Origin of the sequence: Streptomyces sp. NPDC021096 (assembly GCF_040641275.1) — a bacterium.
Lineage (GTDB): Bacteria > Actinomycetota > Actinomycetes > Streptomycetales > Streptomycetaceae > Streptomyces.
In genome coordinates this window covers 1-16,226 of the sequence record NZ_JBFADG010000033.1, presented here as the reverse complement: position 1 = coordinate 16,226, position 16,226 = coordinate 1, and the positions used below count along the sequence as shown (strand labels likewise).

The window sequence follows — 16,226 nt, the reverse complement described above, 5'->3', positions numbered from 1 at the left end:
GCACGTCCCGCACTTCAGCAATCGGAGACCTCGCATGAACGACACGCTCGTACGCGTCGAGAAGGGCACCGCGGACGCCGAGGAGCTGGCAGCGGTGACCGCCGTCCTCCTCGCCCGCGCCGCCGCCGGCAACCAGCACGCCGCCCGGGCCCCGCGCCCGCGCCGCACCACCGCCGTCTGGCGCCGCCTGGAGCGCAGCTCCGGCTTCAGAGCGCCGCACAGCTGGCAGGGCTGACGCCCCCGGCACGGCAACGGACAGCGAAAAGGTCCCCGCACTCCCGAGGAGTGCGGGGACCTTTTCGCATCCGTACCGGCCGGAGCGCCCGGACTGCTAGCGCAGTCGCGCCATGAGGGCGTGCTCGACGAGCGTGATGAGGGCGCTCTTCGCTTCGTTGCGGTGTCGGGCGTCCGTCGTGATGATCGGGGCGTCCGGGCCGATCTGGAGGGCCTCACGGACCTCCTCCGGCGTGTACGGCTGGTGTCCGTCGAAGCCGTTGAGGGCGATGACGAAGGGCAGGCCGCTGTTCTCGAAGTAGTCGACCGCCGGGAAGCAGTCCGCCAGGCGGCGGGTGTCGACGAGGACGACGGCGCCGATGGCACCGCGCACCAGGTCGTCCCACATGAACCAGAAGCGGTCCTGTCCGGGGGTACCGAACAGGTACAGGATCAGGTCCTGGTCCAAGGTGATGCGGCCGAAGTCCATGGCCACGGTCGTCGTGGTCTTGTCCGGCGCGTGGGTGAGGTCGTCGATGCCCGCCGAGGCGGAGGTCATGACGGCTTCGGTGCGCAGCGGGTTGATCTCCGAGACCGCGCCGACGAACGTGGTCTTGCCCACGCCGAAGCCACCCGCCACCACGATCTTCGCGGAGGTGGTGGAGCGGGCTGCCTCGCCGCTAGAGGTTCCGAAGTCCACTGAGCACCCTTTCGAGCAGTGTCACGTCAGGCTGGCCGCCGGCGGACGCATCGCCGCCGGGCTGATGAATGGCGACGAGTCCGGCCTCCGCCAGGTCGGCGACGAGGATTCGGGCAACGCCGAGCGGAATGGAAAGAAGTGCCGAGATCTCGGCGACCGACTTGATCTCGCGGCACAGATGGCAGATGCGCTGATGTTCAGGCAACTGCCCTTGGAGCTGGGAGGGCTGGGCCGTGGTGTGCACCAGTGCCTCGATGGCGAGCTGGTAACGCGGCCTGGTCCGGCCGCCGGTCATCGCATAAGGACGGACCAGCGGGTTGTGCTTGGTGTTGCCGCCGCCCGCGGGGGACGACGGCGCGCGCCGTTGCTGCTGAGGCGGGGCCGGCACCTGCGCAGGGCGCTGCTGCTCCGGCATGGCCCGGTGGCTTGGCGAGGAGGGGAAGTTGTAGCGGTTCAACGGGGGTTGAGCCTGCTGGTCATTGCCATACGGGTAACCGCCTGGGGGCGTTGCCACGTCTCCTCCTCCGACTTGCCTGTCTGCTGCTGGTCGCGCCACCGCACCTTATGGCGCGGTGGCGCGAAACGCACTGCCTCTTTGTTAGTTGAGAAGGCTCCCCTGCAGTTCGGACCGCAGCTCGGGCGTCAGCACATTGCCCGCGCGGTCGACCAGGAGGGCCATCTCGTAGCCCACGAGGCCGATGTCGCACTCGGGGTGCGCCAGCACGGCCAGGGAGGATCCGTCGGAGACGGACATGATGAAGAGGAAGCCGCGCTCCATCTCCACCACGGTCTGGTTGACAGCGCCGCCCTCGAAGATGCGCGAGGCACCCGCGGTCAGCGAGGTCAGGCCGGAGGCCACCGCCGCCAGCTGGTCGGCGCGGTCCCGCGGAAAGCCTTCGGACATCGCCAGAAGGAGTCCGTCGGCGGAGACCACGACGGTGTGGGACACCCCTGGGGTGTTGTCCACGAAACTGGTGATCAACCAGTTCAGGTTTTGCGCCGCCTGGCTCATCGGGCTCACACTAACGCTCCTGATCGTAGGTGCCGCCGGGGCCGAAGCCCTGGTCGTGTTGCTGATGCTGCTCATGCACGGGGAACTCGCCTGTGTCCGTTCCCGCGTTGCGCCCCTGCTGGATGCCGCGACGGAGGTTTGCCAACCTGCCGCGGACGTCTTCCGGGGCGCGGGAGATCTGGGGGCCGTCCTGTGCGGCCGTCGCCGCCTTGCCCTCGACCAGATTGGCCTTCGGGACCCGGCGGGGGAGGCCGGAGGGAGTGACGCCGCCGGCCTTCGGCTCCTTGAGCTGACCGGCACGCTGCCACAGCTCGTCGTTCGCCGACCGCCATTCGGAGTTCTCGCCCTCCTGGGGCCGTACGTCCGCCTGCCGGGACTGCTCCGGTTCCGCGCTGCCGTCCCTCGTGGCCTCCTCGCCCGTATCGGCATCCTGCCACCGCTTGTCGCGGCGCGGCAGACCGGACCCGGTCAGCGAGGGGGAGCCGCTCGAGGCGGGGCCCGGACGGTCGAACTCTACGCGCTCCGGCTGGGCCGTGTCAGCGGACGGCTGGGATTCCGGTTCCGCTGCGTAACCCTGCCCGTACTCATGCTGGTACGGACCTGGCTCGCTCCACTCCCCTTGGTAGCCGGGGGCGTTGAAGTCACCGTAGGACTCCTGGGCGTCAACACCCCGGTCCTCGTAGGAGGATTCCGCGTAGCCGGCTTCCGCGTACTGCTGCTGCGGATCGGCCGCCTGGCCGAAGCCGGTCTGCTGCTGCGGGGGTATGTGCTCCTGCGGCAGGGCGTGCGGCTGCTCGAACTGCTGCTGCGGGACCTCGTCGCGGAACAGCGGGCGCTGGTCGGAGGTCTGTGCCTCCAGGGCCGCGCGCCGTTCCTTGCGCATCAGGGAGCGGCCGACCGGGTCCAGCGCGGCACCGGTGCCGGCCTCCTGACCGGGCTCGTAGCGCGAGTCGTCGAAGCCCAGCTCCGCGGCGGTGCGCTGGCCATGGCCCATGGCGGGCTGCTGCTGGCCGGGCACCATGCGGGAGACGGTGAAGTCGTCCTCGGCGAGGTCGTCGCCGCCACCGCCGTGCGTGATCGCGTCCGGCAGCATCACCAGCGAGGTGGTGCCGGCCTGCTCGCCCGAGGGGCGCAGCTGGACGCGGATGCCGTGTCGCGCCGCCAGGCGGCCGACCACGAACAGACCCATGCGCTGGGCGATCGAGACGTCCACGGTCGGCGGGTTGGCGAGCTTGTGGTTGATGTCCGCGAAGTCCTCGGCGGTCAGGCCGATGCCCTTGTCGTGGATCTCGACCATCACCCGGCCGTCGGGCAGCCGGGTCGCGGTGACGCGGACCTTGGTGTGCGGGGAGGAGAACGTGGTGGCGTTCTCCAGCAGCTCGGCCAGCAGGTGCACGAGGTCGGTCACGGCCAGGCCGTGGATCTCGGCCTCCGGGACGCCGGCCAGCTCGATGCGCTCGTACGCCTCCACCTCGGAGGTGGCGGCCCGCAACACGTCCACCAGCGGGATCGGCTGATCCCAGTGGCGGCCGGGCTCCTCGCCCGCGAGGATGAGGAGGTTCTCGCCGTTGCGGCGCATACGGGTGGCCAGGTGGTCCAGGCGGAAGAGGTTCTCCAGCTGGTCCGGGTCGGCCTCGTTGTTCTCCAGGTCGGTGATGAGGGTCAGCTGGCCCTCGATCAGTGCCTGGTTGCGGCGCGAGAGGTTGGTGAAGATCGCGTTGACGTTGCCCCGCAGGCCCGCCTGCTCGGCGGCGAGCCGCACGGCCTCGCGGTGGACCTGGTCGAAGGCGCGGGCGACCTCGCCGATCTCGTCCTTGGTCGTGATCGGGATGGGCTCCACATGGGTGTTCACCCGGCCCGGGTCGGTCCGCGAGAGCTGGTCGACCAGCGCCGGCAGGCGCTGCTCGGCGATGTCGAAGGCCGCGCCGCGCAGACGGAGCATGTTCCGGCTCATCGAGCGGGCGATGCGGCCGGCCACGAAGAAGGCGATCAGCAGCGCGACGACCATGATCGAGGAGTTGACGATCGCGTCCCGCGCGGAGTCCGAGGAGACCGTCTCGGCCTCGTCCACGGCCTTGTCGGCGAGGTGCTCCTCGACCGTGCGGTAGGCGCTGAACTTCCCCGACGAGGTGGTCTGCCAGGAGTCGGCGGTGACGCCCTTGGCCTTCAGCTGCGCGGCGGTGGCGCCGGACATGATGGCCAGGGCCATCTTGTTCTGCTCGTCGACCTGCGCCTCGGTGGCCAGCGCCGTCTTCAGGCGCTTGAGGTCCTCGTCCGTACCACCGGACTCGAACTCGCTGAGGGCGATGTACTCGAGGAAGTTGTACGAGGAGAAGGAGGTCAGCAGCGTCTGGCGGTCCGTGGCCGTGCCCGGCTTGATCAGCAGGTGGGTGCCGATCGAGCGCTGCAGCGACTCGGCCGCCTTGGCGAGCGAGATGGCGTAGACGGCACGGCCGTAGGAGGTGACGTTGCCGGTGCCCAGACCCAGCTCGTTGGTGAAGGCCATGAGCGGGCGCTGGATGGCGCCGTAGCCGTCCTCGGTCTTCGCACCCTCGAACGCGTCGGTGTAGGCGCCCTTGCGCAGGGCGGGCAGCATCGGCTCGGCGGCACGGACCGCCTTGAGCCGGCGCTGGAGGCTCGGGGTGTCCGGCATGTCCTTGACGCGCTTGTCGAACGTCGCGCGGGCGATGTCGGTGGCGGCCCGGGTCTTCTTGATGACCGGGTCGTCGGTGTTGCCCTCGAGCAGCGGCTTGGCGGTCAGGTCACGCTCGTCGATGACGGCGTGGGCGTACGTGGCCGCGGCCTGGACGACGCGGGCGGTGTTCGCCGCGTCCCGTGCCTCGAGCCAGTCGTCCGCCGACACCTTGACCTTGAGGCCGCCGAAGACCAGGGCGATGATCACCGGGATCAGCAGAATCGCGTTCAGCCGGACCGGCACACGCCAGTTGCGGGGCGAGAATCTGCCGCCGCTGCCTTCGGGGGTGGCGGGGGGTTCGGGCATATCGGAAGGAGGCACCGCTGTGCGCGACGGCGGGGTGAAGGCACCCCGCTCGTCCCGCGCCTGCTGCGCGGCGCCCGTCTTTCTTCGCCTCACTCGACCAACAACCTCTCGGCGTCGGCACCTGTGCTGTGCCGTTTATCTGCTGAGCCGTGACTGCTCAGTCCGGGAATTCCAGCACGTCGGACAGGCGCATTCCAAACAACGGACAGAGCCCGTGAAGGCCGCGATTTGCCCGACATAAAACGGGCATTAAGGCCGAGCCGCGTCAAATGGCGGGCCACATGTGTGCAGAGTGCAATCGGCCGGACGCGCCCAGTGGTCGCGTCCGGCCAATTCTCTGTCGAAATGTTATGAACTTTGAAGGGCGTCGTGGTCAATGCCACAACTTACGCACCGTCACAAATTTCGGCGAACAACACTATTTCAGCCGTGCCATGAGGGCGTGTTCGACGAGCGTGATGAGCGCGCTCTTCGCCTCGTTGCGGTGGCGTGCGTCGGTCGTGATGATCGGCGCGTCGGGGCCGATCTGGAGGGCCTCACGGACCTCCTCCGGGCTGTACGGCTGGTGTCCGTCGAAGCCGTTGAGGGCGATGACGAAGGGCAGACCGCTGTTCTCGAAGTAGTCCACGGCCGGGAAACAGTCCGCCAGCCGCCGGGTGTCGACGAGGACGACGGCGCCGATGGCACCGCGCACCAGGTCGTCCCACATGAACCAGAAGCGGTCCTGTCCGGGGGTGCCGAACAGGTACAGGATGAGGTCGTCATCGAGCGTGATGCGGCCGAAATCCATCGCCACGGTCGTCGTGGTCTTGTCCTGGACGTGGCTCAGGTCGTCGATGCCCGCCGAGGCGGACGTCATGACCGCCTCGGTGCGCAGCGGACTGATCTCCGAGACCGCGCCCACGAATGTGGTCTTGCCGACGCCGAAGCCGCCCGCCACCACGATCTTCGCGGACGTGGTGGAACGGCCGACGCCCCCGCTAGAGCTTCCGAAGTCCACTGAGCACCCTTTCGAGCAGTGTCACATCCGGCGTACCGCCGGCCTCGCCGCTGCCGCCCGGCTGGTGGATCGCCACCATGCCGGCCTCCGCCAGGTCGGCGACCAGGATCCGGGCCACGCCCAGGGGCATGTTCAGGAGCGCGGAGACCTCCGCGACCGACTTGACCTCCCGGCACAGGTGGCAGATCCGCTGGTGCTCGGGGAGCAGGCCCCCGAGGTGGGCCGGGTCGGCCGTGGAGCTGACCAGCGCCTCGATGGCGAGCTGGTAGCGCGGCCGGGTGCGGCCCCCCGTCATGGCATAGGGGCGGACCAGCGGCTGGTCGGCGCCTTCTTCCCCGTACGACGCATGGTGTGCGCCGTACGGGCCGGGCGAGGCGGGCGGGGTCATGAATCCTCCGGACGGGACAGCAGGAAGGCAATAATGCCGTCGAGCGGGGGCCGGTGGGGGGTTTTCGGCCGTACGGTCGGACGGGATTTGCGGTGTGCGGTGGTCAGTTCAGCAGGCTGCCCTGGAGCTCGGACCGCAGCTCGGGCGTCAGCACATTGCCCGCGCGGTCGACCAGGAGGGCCATCTCGTAGCCCACGAGGCCGATGTCGCACTCGGGGTGCGCCAGCACGGCCAGGGAGGATCCGTCGGAGACGGACATGATGAAGAGGAACCCCCGCTCCATCTCCACCACGGTCTGGTTGACCGCGCCCCCCTCGAAGATGCGGGAGGCGCCGGCCGTCAGCGAGGTCAGCCCGGAGGCCACCGCCGCCAGCTGGTCGGCACGGTCCCGCGGGAACCCTTCGGACATCGCCAGAAGGAGCCCGTCGGCGGAGACCACCACGGTGTGGGACACCCCGGGGGTGTTGCCCACGAAGTTGGTGATCAACCAGTTCAGATTCTGCGCCGCCTGGCTCATCGGACTCAACTAACGCTCCTGCTGATAAGTGGGGCCAACATTGTGACTGCCGGTGGTCGAACCGTTGCCGGCCTGACGTCCCTGCTGGATGCCCCGGCGGAGATTGGTCAGCCGGCCGCGTACGTCGTCGGGCGCACGCGAGACCTGCGGACCGGTCGGAAGGGACTGGGTCTCGGCGGTTCCCTCGACGAGGTTGGCGCGCGGCACCCGCCGCGGCAGCCCGGACGGCGTCTTGCCGCCCGCCGCCGGCTCGCGGACCTGCTCGGCCTTGCGCCAGCGCTCGTCGTTGGGGGAGTCCCGCCAGGGCTCCTGCGGACCGCTCTGCGCCGCCTGCGGACCGCCCTGCGCCGCACCGGGGCCCTGCGGGGCCTCCTGCGGAGCGCGCTTGGCGATCGGGGCACGGCGCTGGGGCGGCCGGGCGGTGTCCGCCGGCTGCTCCGGCACACCGGCCGGGGCCTCGCCGCGGAACCAGTGCGACTCGAGGTCGTCGAACAGCGGCGTACGGCCGTCTCCGGCGCCCGCGTCCGGCAGGGGGGTGCCCTGCGGCTCGGGCCGCGCGAACTGGCCGGTGTCGCCGCCGTTGCGGTCGCCGCCGAACTGCGGCTGCGCGAACTGGCCGGTGGACTGCGGACCGCCGGGCAGCTCGAAGCGGCCGGTGGTGCTGTTCTGCGGCTCGCTCGGCGCGGGCACGGCGAACTGGCCGGTGGTGCTCGGGCCGCCGGGCAGCTCGAACTGGCCGGTGCCGCCGGAGCGCGGTTCGTTCGCGGCGGGGACCGCCGGGAACTGGCCGGTGTCGCCGGGGCCGGCGGCCGGGGCCGCGTCGGCGGGCCGGGCGAACCGGCCGGTGTCGGCGGGACCGCCCTGCTGGCCGGCCGGCTTCGGGCGGGCGAACTGGCCCGTGCCCGAGGACGGCGGCTCGGTGGCGTCGGTGATCGGCGCGAACTGGGCGGTGTCGCCCGGACCGCCGCCCGGCGTGGGCTTGGCGAACCGGCCGGACCGGCCGTCGTTGTGGTCCTCGTGGCCCCGCGGGGTCTCCTGGGCGCCGCGAGCCGAACCGTCCGAGGACAGCGGCCAGTCGTCGACCGGAGCCTGCGGCTGCGGGCCCTTGCGGCCCGGACCCCCGGCGGCGGGCGCGTCGTTGCCCCAGCTCGGCGCGGCCGGGCCGGAGCCCGCGCCGCGGGCGGGGAGCTGCGGACGGCCGGCGCCACCGGCGGGCGGCACCGTGCCGGGGCCGCCGTTGCCACGGGTCGGCAGACCCGGGGCGCCGCCCTTGCCACCGCGCGGGGTGGTGTCGAAGAGGCTGCCCGCCGCGGCACCGCCGGACGGGCCGGAGCCCTGGCCGCCGCGCTGCGGCAGACCGCCCTCCGGCGCACCGGAGCGCGGCGCCAGCGCGGCGCGCGGGGCGTTGCCCGGCACCTGACGGCGCGGCTGACCGGCGTTGCCGGGGGCACCGGCGTTGCCGGCGGGCGCACCGGGGCCGCCCGCGCCCGGGGCCGGCTTCTTGTGGCCCTGGGCCACGTCGACCGGCAGCATGACGAGCGCGGTCGTACCGCCCGAGTCGGACGGGCGCAGCTGGATGCGGATGCCGTGTCGCAGGGACAGACGGCCGACCACGAACAGACCCATGCGTCGCGAGACCGAGACGTCCACGGTCGGCGGGCTGGCGAGCCGCTCGTTGATCGCCGCGAGGTCGTCGGGCGAGAGGCCGATGCCGGTGTCGTGGATCTCGACCAGCACCCGCCCGTCGGGCAGCGCGTGACCGGTGACCTTGACCTTGGTCTGCGGGGAGGAGAACGAGGTCGCGTTCTCCAGCAGCTCGGCGAGGAGGTGGACGAGGTCGTTGACCACGCGGCCGGCGACCTCGGTCGGCGGCACACCGCTGAGCTCGATGCGCTCGTACTGCTCCACCTCGGAGGCGGCGGCACGCAGGACGTCGACGAGCGGGACGGGCCGGGTCCACCGGCGGCCGGGCTCTTCACCCGCGAGGACGAGGAGGTTTTCGCCGTTACGGCGCATACGGGTCGCGAGGTGGTCGAGCCGGAAGAGCGAGGAGAGCTGGTCCGGGTCGGCCTCGCGGCTCTCCAGCTCGGAGATGAGCGAGAGCTGACGCTGGATGAGGCCCTGGCTGCGGCGCGAGAGGTTGGTGAACATCGCGTTGACGTTGCCTCGCAGAAGGGCCTGCTCGGCGGCGAGACGGACGGCCTCGTGGTGCACCTCGTCGAAGGCCGCGGCCACCTTGCCGATCTCGTCCCGGCTGTGCACACCGACCGACTCGACGGTGGTGTCGACGTCCTGCGGGTCGGTCTCGGAGAGCTGCTTGACGAGCTCGGGCAGGCGCTCCTGGGCGACCTTCTGGGCGGTGTCCTGCAGTCGCCGCAGCGACCGCACCATGGACCGGGCCACGACGAAGGCGCCGACGAGCGAGATGCCGAGGACGAGGACGATCAGGGCACCGTTGAGGATGGCTTCCTGCTGGGCGTCCTCACGCAGCTCCTGGGCCTTCTGCTCCATCTGCGAGAGCAGGGTCAGCTCGATCTTGGCCATCTCTTCGAGCTTGACGCTGTCCTGGTCGTACCAGTCGCGGTACGAGGTCTTCTCGTCCTTGAACGCGTTGGTGTTGCCGAAGGCCCGCTCGGCGAAGGTGTTCGCGGAGGTGACGTTGGTGTCGCCACCGTTGATCGCCTTGAGCAGGTCGGCGGAGTCGCCGGCCCGGATGGCGGTGAAGCGGCGCAGGGCCTCTTCCTCGTTCTCCAGCGCCGTCTTGCCGTACTGGTGGTCGTTCGCGCTCAGGCTCGCGCCCTTGGGGTTGGCGAGCGCGGCGCTGATGACCGCACGCTGGATGGAGGCGTACTCCTTCGCGGAGGAGAACGTCGCCAGCGCACGGGTCGAGGTGATCATCTCGCTGTTGCTGGTGGCCTGGGCCATGTCCTGGGACAGGGACAGCAGCGAGGTGATGAGCGCGTTGTAGTTGCTGACCGTCTGCGAGAGGTACTCGCGGTCGGTGAACGCCTTCTCCCGGACGGCCTTGATCTTGTCGAGCTGCTTGGTGATGTCGACGAGGGTCGTCTGCACACCGACCAGCGTCGAGTCGTTCGCCTTGGCCTTCTTGGTGGTGTCGCGGAAGGCCTGGATCCGCTGATCGGTCTTGACCCGAGGGGCGATGACCTGGTCGTCCTTGGGGTTGTTCGCGACGATCGGGCCCGCGGACTTGTCGCGCTCCTCCTGGAGGGCGTCGGCGAGCTGGGTCGCCTTGGTCGTCATCTCCGTGAGCAGCTTCATGTGGTCGAGCTGGTCGACGTTCTGAAGCGAGGTCTGGATACGCAGGCCACCCAGGGTCGTCGCGGCGACGACGGGGAGAGCGAGCAGGGAGACCAGTCGGGTACTGATTCGCCAGTTGCGCAGGGCTATTCGTGAGCCCGGCCCACTGGGGCCCTTCGTCTTCGCCTTGGGCTGTTCGGCAGGCTCGCTGCCGTTCGTTGCCTCGGCGGGCGCGCCGACGGTCGTGCCGCGGTCGGTCGCACCGCGCGGCTCCGGCTCCGCCGCAGCGCTGCCATCCCTCTTGAAACGTCCCTGCACTAGCGTCGCAACCTCTGGACCAGGCGCCCCCCCGGGTGAGCGGGAGGACGGTGTCGAGTCGTGGGGGGACCGCGGTGGCCCCCCTGGCGGTCCCCGGAATTCCAGCACAGTGCCGGATCTCCCAACAAGGCCGGTGGGGGTAGCCCTCCCGGCCGTGACGCTGGGTGAGGGGATCCGTGACACACGGTAGAAGATTGGGTGCACTATGTCGGACTTATGGCTATGAGTCACATGGTCCGCATCGGGGGTCTCGGCGTGTCCCAGTCCTCATGATCAGGAGCGGAACGTCTAATTCAGCCCTGCAATGTCCGTTTCGCGGAGGCGAAATGGCCGCCCGATATGCCGCATATTTCGGTTGCGTCGTGAGCAAACTCACAGTAAAGCCGGGACTTGTCCAGCATGCGGATGGGGAAGGGCGCGCCTAGCCTGGTCCTTTACACAGCGGCGAAAACGCCAAGAACCGACAACGCGAGGCCCCCCAGTGAAGACTGCGAACCCGTCGACGCCGTCCCGTAAGACCGCCAACCCGCGCCGCACCACGCTCGCGCACCTCGAGGCCGTCGAGACGACCGGCCTCTTCGCCGTCGCCGAGCGCCCGCAGCACTCCATGGAGCTGCCGACGGCCACCGCCAACCCGCGCCGCACCGTCCTCATGGTCGCGCCGCAGCCGCAGACGCCCCAGGCCTAGGCCTGACGCGCACGGGTCGCGCACGCCCCCCGCGATAGCCTGAGACGGTCAGACTCCGGCCAATCAGACAAGGGGCGCGAGCTTCCCGTGCGCATCGCCAGGTTCTCCATCGACGGAAACGTCGCCTTCGGCGTCGTAGAGGGGGACGCCTCGACCGAGGGCGGTCCCGTCCTCGACATCATCAAGGGGCACCCCTTCGCGGAATTCGAGCGCTCGGGGCAGAAGATCCCGCTGAGCAAGGTGCGGCTGCTGCCGCCCGTGCTGCCCAACAAGGTCGTCGCCATCGGCCGCAACTACGCCGAACACGCCGCGGAGCTGGGCAACGAGGTCCCCGAGGTGCCCGTCACCTTCTTCAAGCCCTCCACCGCCGTCATCGGCCCCGGCGACCCGATCGCCTACCCCTCCTTCTCCAGCGAGCTCCACCACGAGGCCGAGCTCGCCGTCGTCATCGGCCGCATGTGCCGTGAGGTCCCGCGCGAGCGCGTCAAGGACGTCATCCTCGGCTACACCTGCGCCAACGACGTCACCGCGCGCGACGTCCAGCAGCGCGAGAAGCAGTGGGCCCGGGCCAAGGGCTTCGACACCTCCTGCCCCCTCGGCCCCTGGGTCGAGACCGAGCTCGACCCCGGCGACCTCGGCATCATGTGCACCGTGAACGGCGAACAGCGCCAGCTGGGCCGTACGAGCGACATGGTGCGCTCCATCGAGGACCTGATCGTCCACATCACCGAGGCGATGACGCTGCTCCCCGGCGACGTCGTCCTCACCGGCACCCCGGCCGGCGTCGGACCGCTCAACGTCGGCGACGAGGTCGCCGTCACCATCGAAGGCATCGGCACTCTCACCAACAAGGTGATCAAGCGTGGCTAACGCGAACGTCCGCGTACGTTTCTGTCCCTCGCCGACCGGCAACCCCCACGTGGGTCTGGTCCGCACCGCCCTCTTCAACTGGGCGTTCGCCCGCCACCACGGCGGCACCCTGGTCTTCCGCATCGAGGACACCGACGCGGCCCGCGACTCGGAGGAGTCGTACCAGCAGCTGCTGGACGCCATGCGCTGGCTGGGCCTCGACTGGGACGAGGGCCCCGAGGTGGGCGGCCCCCACGCGCCGTACCGCCAGTCGCAGCGCATGGACCTCTACAAGGACGTCGCCGCCAAGCTGCTCGACGCCGGTCACGCGTACTACTGCTACTGCACCACCGAGGAGCTCGACGAGCGCCGCGAGGCCGCCCGCGCGGCCGGCCGCCCCTCGGGCTACGACGGCAAGTGCCGCGAGGTGAGCGCCGAGCAGAAGGCGCAGTACGAGCGCGAGGACCGCAAGCCGATCGTCCGCTTCCGGATGCCCGACGAGGCCATCACCTTCACCGACCTGGTCCGCGGCGAGCTGACCTTCACGCCGGAGAACGTGCCCGACTACGGCATCGTCCGCGCCAACGGCGCCCCCCTCTACACGCTCGTCAACCCCGTCGACGACGCGCTGATGGAGATCACCCACGTCCTGCGCGGCGAGGACCTGCTCTCCTCCACCCCGCGCCAGGTCGCCCTCTACCGGGCGCTCGCGGAGATCGGCGTCGGCAACGGCAGCACCCCGGCCTTCGGCCACCTGCCGTACGTGATGGGCGAGGGCAACAAGAAGCTCTCCAAGCGCGACCCGCAGTCCTCCCTGAACCTCTACCGGGAGCGCGGCTTCCTGCGCGACGGCCTGCTCAACTACCTCTCCCTGCTCGGCTGGTCCCTCTCGGCCGACCAGGACATCTTCACGATGGACGAGATGGTCGCCGCGTTCGACGTCAAGGACGTCAACGCCAACCCGGCCCGCTTCGACCTCAAGAAGTGCGAGGCGATCAACGCCGACCACATCCGCCGGCTGGAGCCGAAGGCGTTCGCCGAGGCCTGCGCGCCCTGGCTGAAGGCCCCGCACGCCAACTGGGCGCCCGAGAAGTTCGACCAGGCCGCGTGGGAGGAGATCGCCCCGCACGCCCAGACCCGCGTGACGGTCCTCTCCGACATCACCGCCAACGTCGACTTCCTCTTCCTGGACGAGCCCGTCGAGGACGAGGCGTCCTGGGCCAAGGCCATGAAGGAGGGTTCGGACGCCCTGCTGCGCACGGCCCGCGCCAAGCTGGCCGAGGCCGAGTGGAACGCCGACGCCCTCAAGGCCGCCGTCGTCGCCGCGGGCGAGGAGCACGGCCTCAAGCTCGGCAAGGCCCAGGCCCCGGTCCGGGTGGCCGTCACCGGCCGCACCGTCGGCCTCCCGCTCTTCGAGTCCCTCGAAGTGCTCGGCCGTGACCGCACCCTGGCCCGTGTGGACGCCGCCCTGGCCAAGCTCACGGGCTGACACCACCGTCATGCGCCCCGAGGGGCCCGGCAGCCTGCCGCAGGCTGCCGGGCCCCTCGCGCTTGCGCGAAGGGTCTATCGATTTTGGACCCCAGTCCACCTTCGGGTAATGTTCTTCCTGCGCCGCCCGAGAGGGCCGAGAGGCCGGAGCGGGAGGCGCAAGCCGGACAAACCCCCTTACGGGGGGTGAAGTTACGGTGGGGTATGGTGTAATTGGCAGCACGAGGGTTTCTGGTTCCCTTAGTCTAGGTTCGAGTCCTGGTACCCCAGCAAGAGAAAATCGCTTCGAATTCTCTTGATAAACTAGCGAAGCAAACAGCGCGAAAGCGCAAAGCGTAGTGCGAGCCCCCGTTGTGTAGCGGCCTAGCACGCCGCCCTCTCAAGGCGGTAGCGCCGGTTCGAATCCGGTCGGGGGTACTGATTTCCGAACAGGGTCCGCCCTGAAAGGGAATCGCTAGGGCCCCCGTTGTGTAGCGGCCTAGCACGCCGCCCTCTCAAGGCGGTAGCGCCGGTTCGAATCCGGTCGGGGGTACTGGTTTCACCATGGGATATGGTGTAATTGGCAGCACGAGGGTTTCTGGTTCCCTTAGTCTAGGTTCGAGTCCTGGTATCCCAGCGCAGAGAGCATTTTCGCTCTGCAAGCAGCAAAGCTAGCCCCCGTTGTGTAGCGGCCTAGCACGCCGCCCTCTCAAGGCGGTAGCGCCGGTTCGAATCCGGTCGGGGGTACAGAGGAAAGAATGCCTTTCGCTTCGGCGGAGGGCATTTTTTCATGCCTCCTTCCCCCCTCTCGGGACCGGCGGGATAATCCCCGCATGGTCCATCCCAACGGCGTGCGCCGCCGGGTCCACGTCGGTGATCTGCAACCCGGCGACCACGCGTGTCTGCTCTTCGGGTCCGACGAGGAGCGGGCCTCCATCCTGCGGGACTTCGTCCTCGGCGGGCTGGACGCCGAGGACAAGATCCTCTATCTGAGCGGTGCGGAGGACCCGACCGGCCCCGGTGCCCTGTGGGAGGAATGCCGGCTCACGAGCGTGCCCGGCGGCCTGGCCGACCGTGTGGAGGTCGTACGGCTGGCCGAATTCCTCTCGGGGCGCGGCCAGTTGGAGCCCGCCGCCCTGATGCGCAGGCTGCGCAGCGCCGCCGAGCGCTCCCGCGAGGAGGGCTACCGGGCGCTGCGGGTCGCCGGGGACCTGTGCGCGGCCCTGCACGAGCACGGCGCGCCCGGCGCCCTCGGGGTCGCCCGGCTGCTGCGGTACGAGGCACTGCTGGCGGAGGAGTTCACCTCCAGCGGGGCGCTGGCCGTCTGCCAGTACGACATCCGCCGCTGCGAGCCCGCCGCCCTGGACGCCTTCGCGTCCGTGCACGCCGGGAGCGTCGAGGCGGACCCCCTCGTCCGTACGGCCGAGCTGGTCGTCGTGCGCACCTACCGGCCCCAGGGGCTGCGGATCGAGGGCGTGGTGGACGCCGGGGCGCACCGGCGGCTGCGGGACGCCCTGCGGTCCGTGGCGGGCGTGCGGGGCGACGTCCGCCTGGAGATGTCCCAGGTGGAGTTCCTGGACCTGGGCGGCCTGCGGCTGCTGATGACCTTCGCCCGGGCCCGTGCCGCCCGGCACGCCACGGTCGAGCTCAGCGCGCTGCCGCCCCATCTGCGGCAGGTCATCACCCTCGTCGGCTGGGACCGTACGCCAGGGCTCCGGCTGGGGGACGTGCATGCCTGCTGAGGACACCTGCGCCGGCGCCGGGCCCGGTTTCGTCCACCACGCCTGCCTGTACGGCACCGACGCCGAGTTCCTGGCGATGGCGGTGCCGTTCGTGGAGGCGGGGCTGGCCGCGGGGGAGCCCGTGCTGGCCGCGACGACGCCCGCCAACATCGAACTGCTCCGCGACGCCCTGGGGGAGCGGGCCCGCGCGCTGGACACGGCGGAGACCGCCTACTTCGGCCGCCGGCCCGTGGAGCGGGTCTCCGCCTTCCTGCGCTACCACGACCACCGCGCCCGGCCCGGGCGCCGGATGCGGATGATCGCCGAACCGGTGTGGGGCGGGAAGTCGGCCCGCCAGGTCGCCGAGTGGAAGCGGATGGAATCCGGGCTGAACGTGCTGCTGGCAGGGCTGCCGGTGTGGATGATCTGCCCGTACGACACCAGGACCGTGCCGCCGGACGTGGCCGAGGCGGCCTGCGCCACGCATCCCGCGCGGCTGGACGGGGAGCGGCTGATCCCGTGCGCCGCCTACGCCGATCCCGGCACGTACGCGGCCGGAGTGCGGCTGCCGCGGGCTCCGGCGCCGGCCGGTGCCGCCCGGACGGGTCCGACGGCCTCGCTCGCCGACGTCCGGCGCTTCGCCCGCGAGCGGGCCGCGGCGGGGGGTCTGAGCGGTGAGCGGCTGGCCCTGGCCGTGCTGGCCGTCTGCGAGGCCGCGGGCTATCTGCTGGCGGCCGGGGAGGCCGGGGTGGCGCGGGTGGCGCTGCGGGCCTGGGAGGAGCCGGGGGTACTGGCGTACGAGCTGGTGCGGGTGCAGGGGGCGGCTGTGGGGGAGGGGGCGGTGTTCGCGGGGTTCCGGCCGCCGGGGGATGCCGAGGCTGTGGAGGACGGCCTCTGGCTCGCCCGGTCGCTCAGCGACTCCTTGGACGTCCAGGTGCGGGGGCCGCTGACCCGTCTGACGCTGCGAGTGGCGGGGCCTGCGGACGCGGAGCGATTTCCCCCACCCCGCCCCTTCCCGTAACCGGGGGCTCCGCCCCCGGACCCCCGGTCCTCAATCGCCGGACGGGCTGGAAATCCAGCCCGTCCGGCGATT

General features: G+C 70.6%; 14 protein-coding genes and 5 tRNA genes. 11 read left to right on the top strand and 8 right to left on the bottom strand.

Going from position 1 to position 16,226, the window contains the following annotated elements; all coding sequences use genetic code 11:
- The first annotated feature begins 34 nt into the window (after positions 1–34).
- Positions 35–235 carry an acyl-CoA carboxylase subunit epsilon gene (locus AB0G59_RS26755; protein ID WP_071965606.1) on the top strand — a complete coding sequence of 67 codons (201 nt, stop codon included), beginning with the start codon at positions 35–37 and terminating at the stop codon, positions 233–235.
- Positions 236–331: 96 nt separating this feature from the next.
- Here the strand turns inward: AB0G59_RS26755 and AB0G59_RS26750 are convergent, their stop codons facing one another.
- From AB0G59_RS26750 to AB0G59_RS26715, 8 genes are all read right to left on the bottom strand, one after another.
- Entirely contained in the window at positions 332–913 is a 582-nt protein-coding gene (locus AB0G59_RS26750; RefSeq protein WP_099201035.1) for an ATP/GTP-binding protein, read from the bottom strand.
- Positions 894–1,427 carry a DUF742 domain-containing protein gene (locus tag AB0G59_RS26745; RefSeq protein WP_360916554.1) on the bottom strand — a complete coding sequence of 178 codons (534 nt, stop codon included), beginning with the start codon at positions 1,425–1,427 and terminating at the stop codon, positions 894–896. Before AB0G59_RS26745 ends, AB0G59_RS26750 begins: the two co-directional genes overlap by 20 nt.
- Positions 1,428–1,511: 84 nt before the next feature.
- Positions 1,512–1,925 carry a roadblock/LC7 domain-containing protein gene (locus tag AB0G59_RS26740; RefSeq protein ID WP_078848005.1) on the bottom strand — a complete coding sequence of 138 codons (414 nt, stop codon included), beginning with the start codon at positions 1,923–1,925 and terminating at the stop codon, positions 1,512–1,514.
- A 10-nt stretch (positions 1,926–1,935) separates the two neighbouring features.
- Positions 1,936–5,019 carry a nitrate- and nitrite sensing domain-containing protein gene (locus AB0G59_RS26735; protein ID WP_360916551.1) on the bottom strand — a complete coding sequence of 1,028 codons (3,084 nt, stop codon included), beginning with the start codon at positions 5,017–5,019 and terminating at the stop codon, positions 1,936–1,938.
- Positions 5,020–5,344: 325 nt separating this feature from the next.
- A complete protein-coding gene (locus tag AB0G59_RS26730; protein ID WP_360916548.1) occupies positions 5,345–5,926 on the bottom strand; it encodes an ATP/GTP-binding protein in 582 nt (193 codons plus the stop codon).
- Entirely contained in the window at positions 5,907–6,314 is a 408-nt protein-coding gene (locus AB0G59_RS26725; protein ID WP_360916545.1) for a DUF742 domain-containing protein, read from the bottom strand. Before AB0G59_RS26725 ends, AB0G59_RS26730 begins: the two co-directional genes overlap by 20 nt.
- Before the next feature lie 103 nt (positions 6,315–6,417).
- Entirely contained in the window at positions 6,418–6,840 is a 423-nt protein-coding gene (locus AB0G59_RS26720) for a roadblock/LC7 domain-containing protein (protein ID WP_360916542.1), read from the bottom strand.
- Complete coding sequence (locus tag AB0G59_RS26715) at positions 6,841–10,407, bottom strand: nitrate- and nitrite sensing domain-containing protein (protein ID WP_360916539.1); 3,567 nt, start codon at positions 10,405–10,407, stop codon at positions 6,841–6,843.
- 481 nt (positions 10,408–10,888) lie between these two features.
- On the opposite strand from AB0G59_RS26715, the gene AB0G59_RS26710 reads away from it, so the two are divergent.
- The 10 genes from AB0G59_RS26710 to AB0G59_RS26665 all read left to right on the top strand — a co-directional run bounded on the left by AB0G59_RS26710 (position 10,889) and on the right by AB0G59_RS26665 (position 16,154).
- Entirely contained in the window at positions 10,889–11,095 is a 207-nt protein-coding gene (locus tag AB0G59_RS26710) for a hypothetical protein (RefSeq protein ID WP_071965730.1), read from the top strand.
- A gap of 87 nt (positions 11,096–11,182) precedes the next feature.
- Positions 11,183–11,965 (top strand): fumarylacetoacetate hydrolase family protein, encoded by a 783-nt coding sequence (locus tag AB0G59_RS26705; RefSeq protein WP_360916536.1) that lies wholly within the window; start codon positions 11,183–11,185, stop codon positions 11,963–11,965.
- A complete protein-coding gene (gene gltX / locus AB0G59_RS26700; protein ID WP_360916533.1) occupies positions 11,958–13,433 on the top strand; it encodes a glutamate--tRNA ligase in 1,476 nt (491 codons plus the stop codon). The genes AB0G59_RS26705 and gltX overlap by 8 nt, the downstream gene beginning before the upstream one ends.
- A gap of 198 nt (positions 13,434–13,631) precedes the next feature.
- Positions 13,632–13,703, top strand: a tRNA-Gln gene (locus tag AB0G59_RS26695).
- Positions 13,704–13,777: 74 nt separating this feature from the next.
- Positions 13,778–13,850: transfer RNA gene (locus AB0G59_RS26690), tRNA-Glu, on the top strand.
- A gap of 42 nt (positions 13,851–13,892) precedes the next feature.
- Positions 13,893–13,965 (top strand) — tRNA-Glu (locus AB0G59_RS26685).
- A gap of 12 nt (positions 13,966–13,977) precedes the next feature.
- A tRNA-Gln gene (locus AB0G59_RS26680) sits at positions 13,978–14,049 on the top strand.
- Positions 14,050–14,086: 37 nt separating this feature from the next.
- Positions 14,087–14,159: transfer RNA gene (locus tag AB0G59_RS26675), tRNA-Glu, on the top strand.
- An 86-nt stretch (positions 14,160–14,245) separates the two neighbouring features.
- Complete coding sequence (locus AB0G59_RS26670) at positions 14,246–15,154, top strand: MEDS domain-containing protein (protein WP_360916531.1); 909 nt, start codon at positions 14,246–14,248, stop codon at positions 15,152–15,154.
- A complete protein-coding gene (locus AB0G59_RS26665) occupies positions 15,144–16,154 on the top strand; it encodes an MEDS domain-containing protein (RefSeq protein WP_360916528.1) in 1,011 nt (336 codons plus the stop codon). The genes AB0G59_RS26670 and AB0G59_RS26665 overlap by 11 nt, the downstream gene beginning before the upstream one ends.
- Positions 16,155–16,226: the final 72 nt, after the last annotated feature.

Excerpts from the sequence above, each read along its gene's own strand:
- AB0G59_RS26755 (WP_071965606.1), top strand. The coding sequence starts at position 35 with ATGAACGACACGCTCGTACGCGTCGAGAAGGGCACCGCGGACGCCGAG.
- AB0G59_RS26740 (WP_078848005.1), bottom strand. The coding sequence starts at position 1,925 with ATGAGCCAGGCGGCGCAAAACCTGAACTGGTTGATCACCAGTTTCGTG.
- AB0G59_RS26725 (WP_360916545.1), bottom strand. The coding sequence starts at position 6,314 with ATGACCCCGCCCGCCTCGCCCGGCCCGTACGGCGCACACCATGCGTCG.
- AB0G59_RS26670 (WP_360916531.1), top strand. The coding sequence starts at position 14,246 with ATGGTCCATCCCAACGGCGTGCGCCGCCGGGTCCACGTCGGTGATCTG.
- AB0G59_RS26665 (WP_360916528.1), top strand. The coding sequence starts at position 15,144 with ATGCCTGCTGAGGACACCTGCGCCGGCGCCGGGCCCGGTTTCGTCCAC.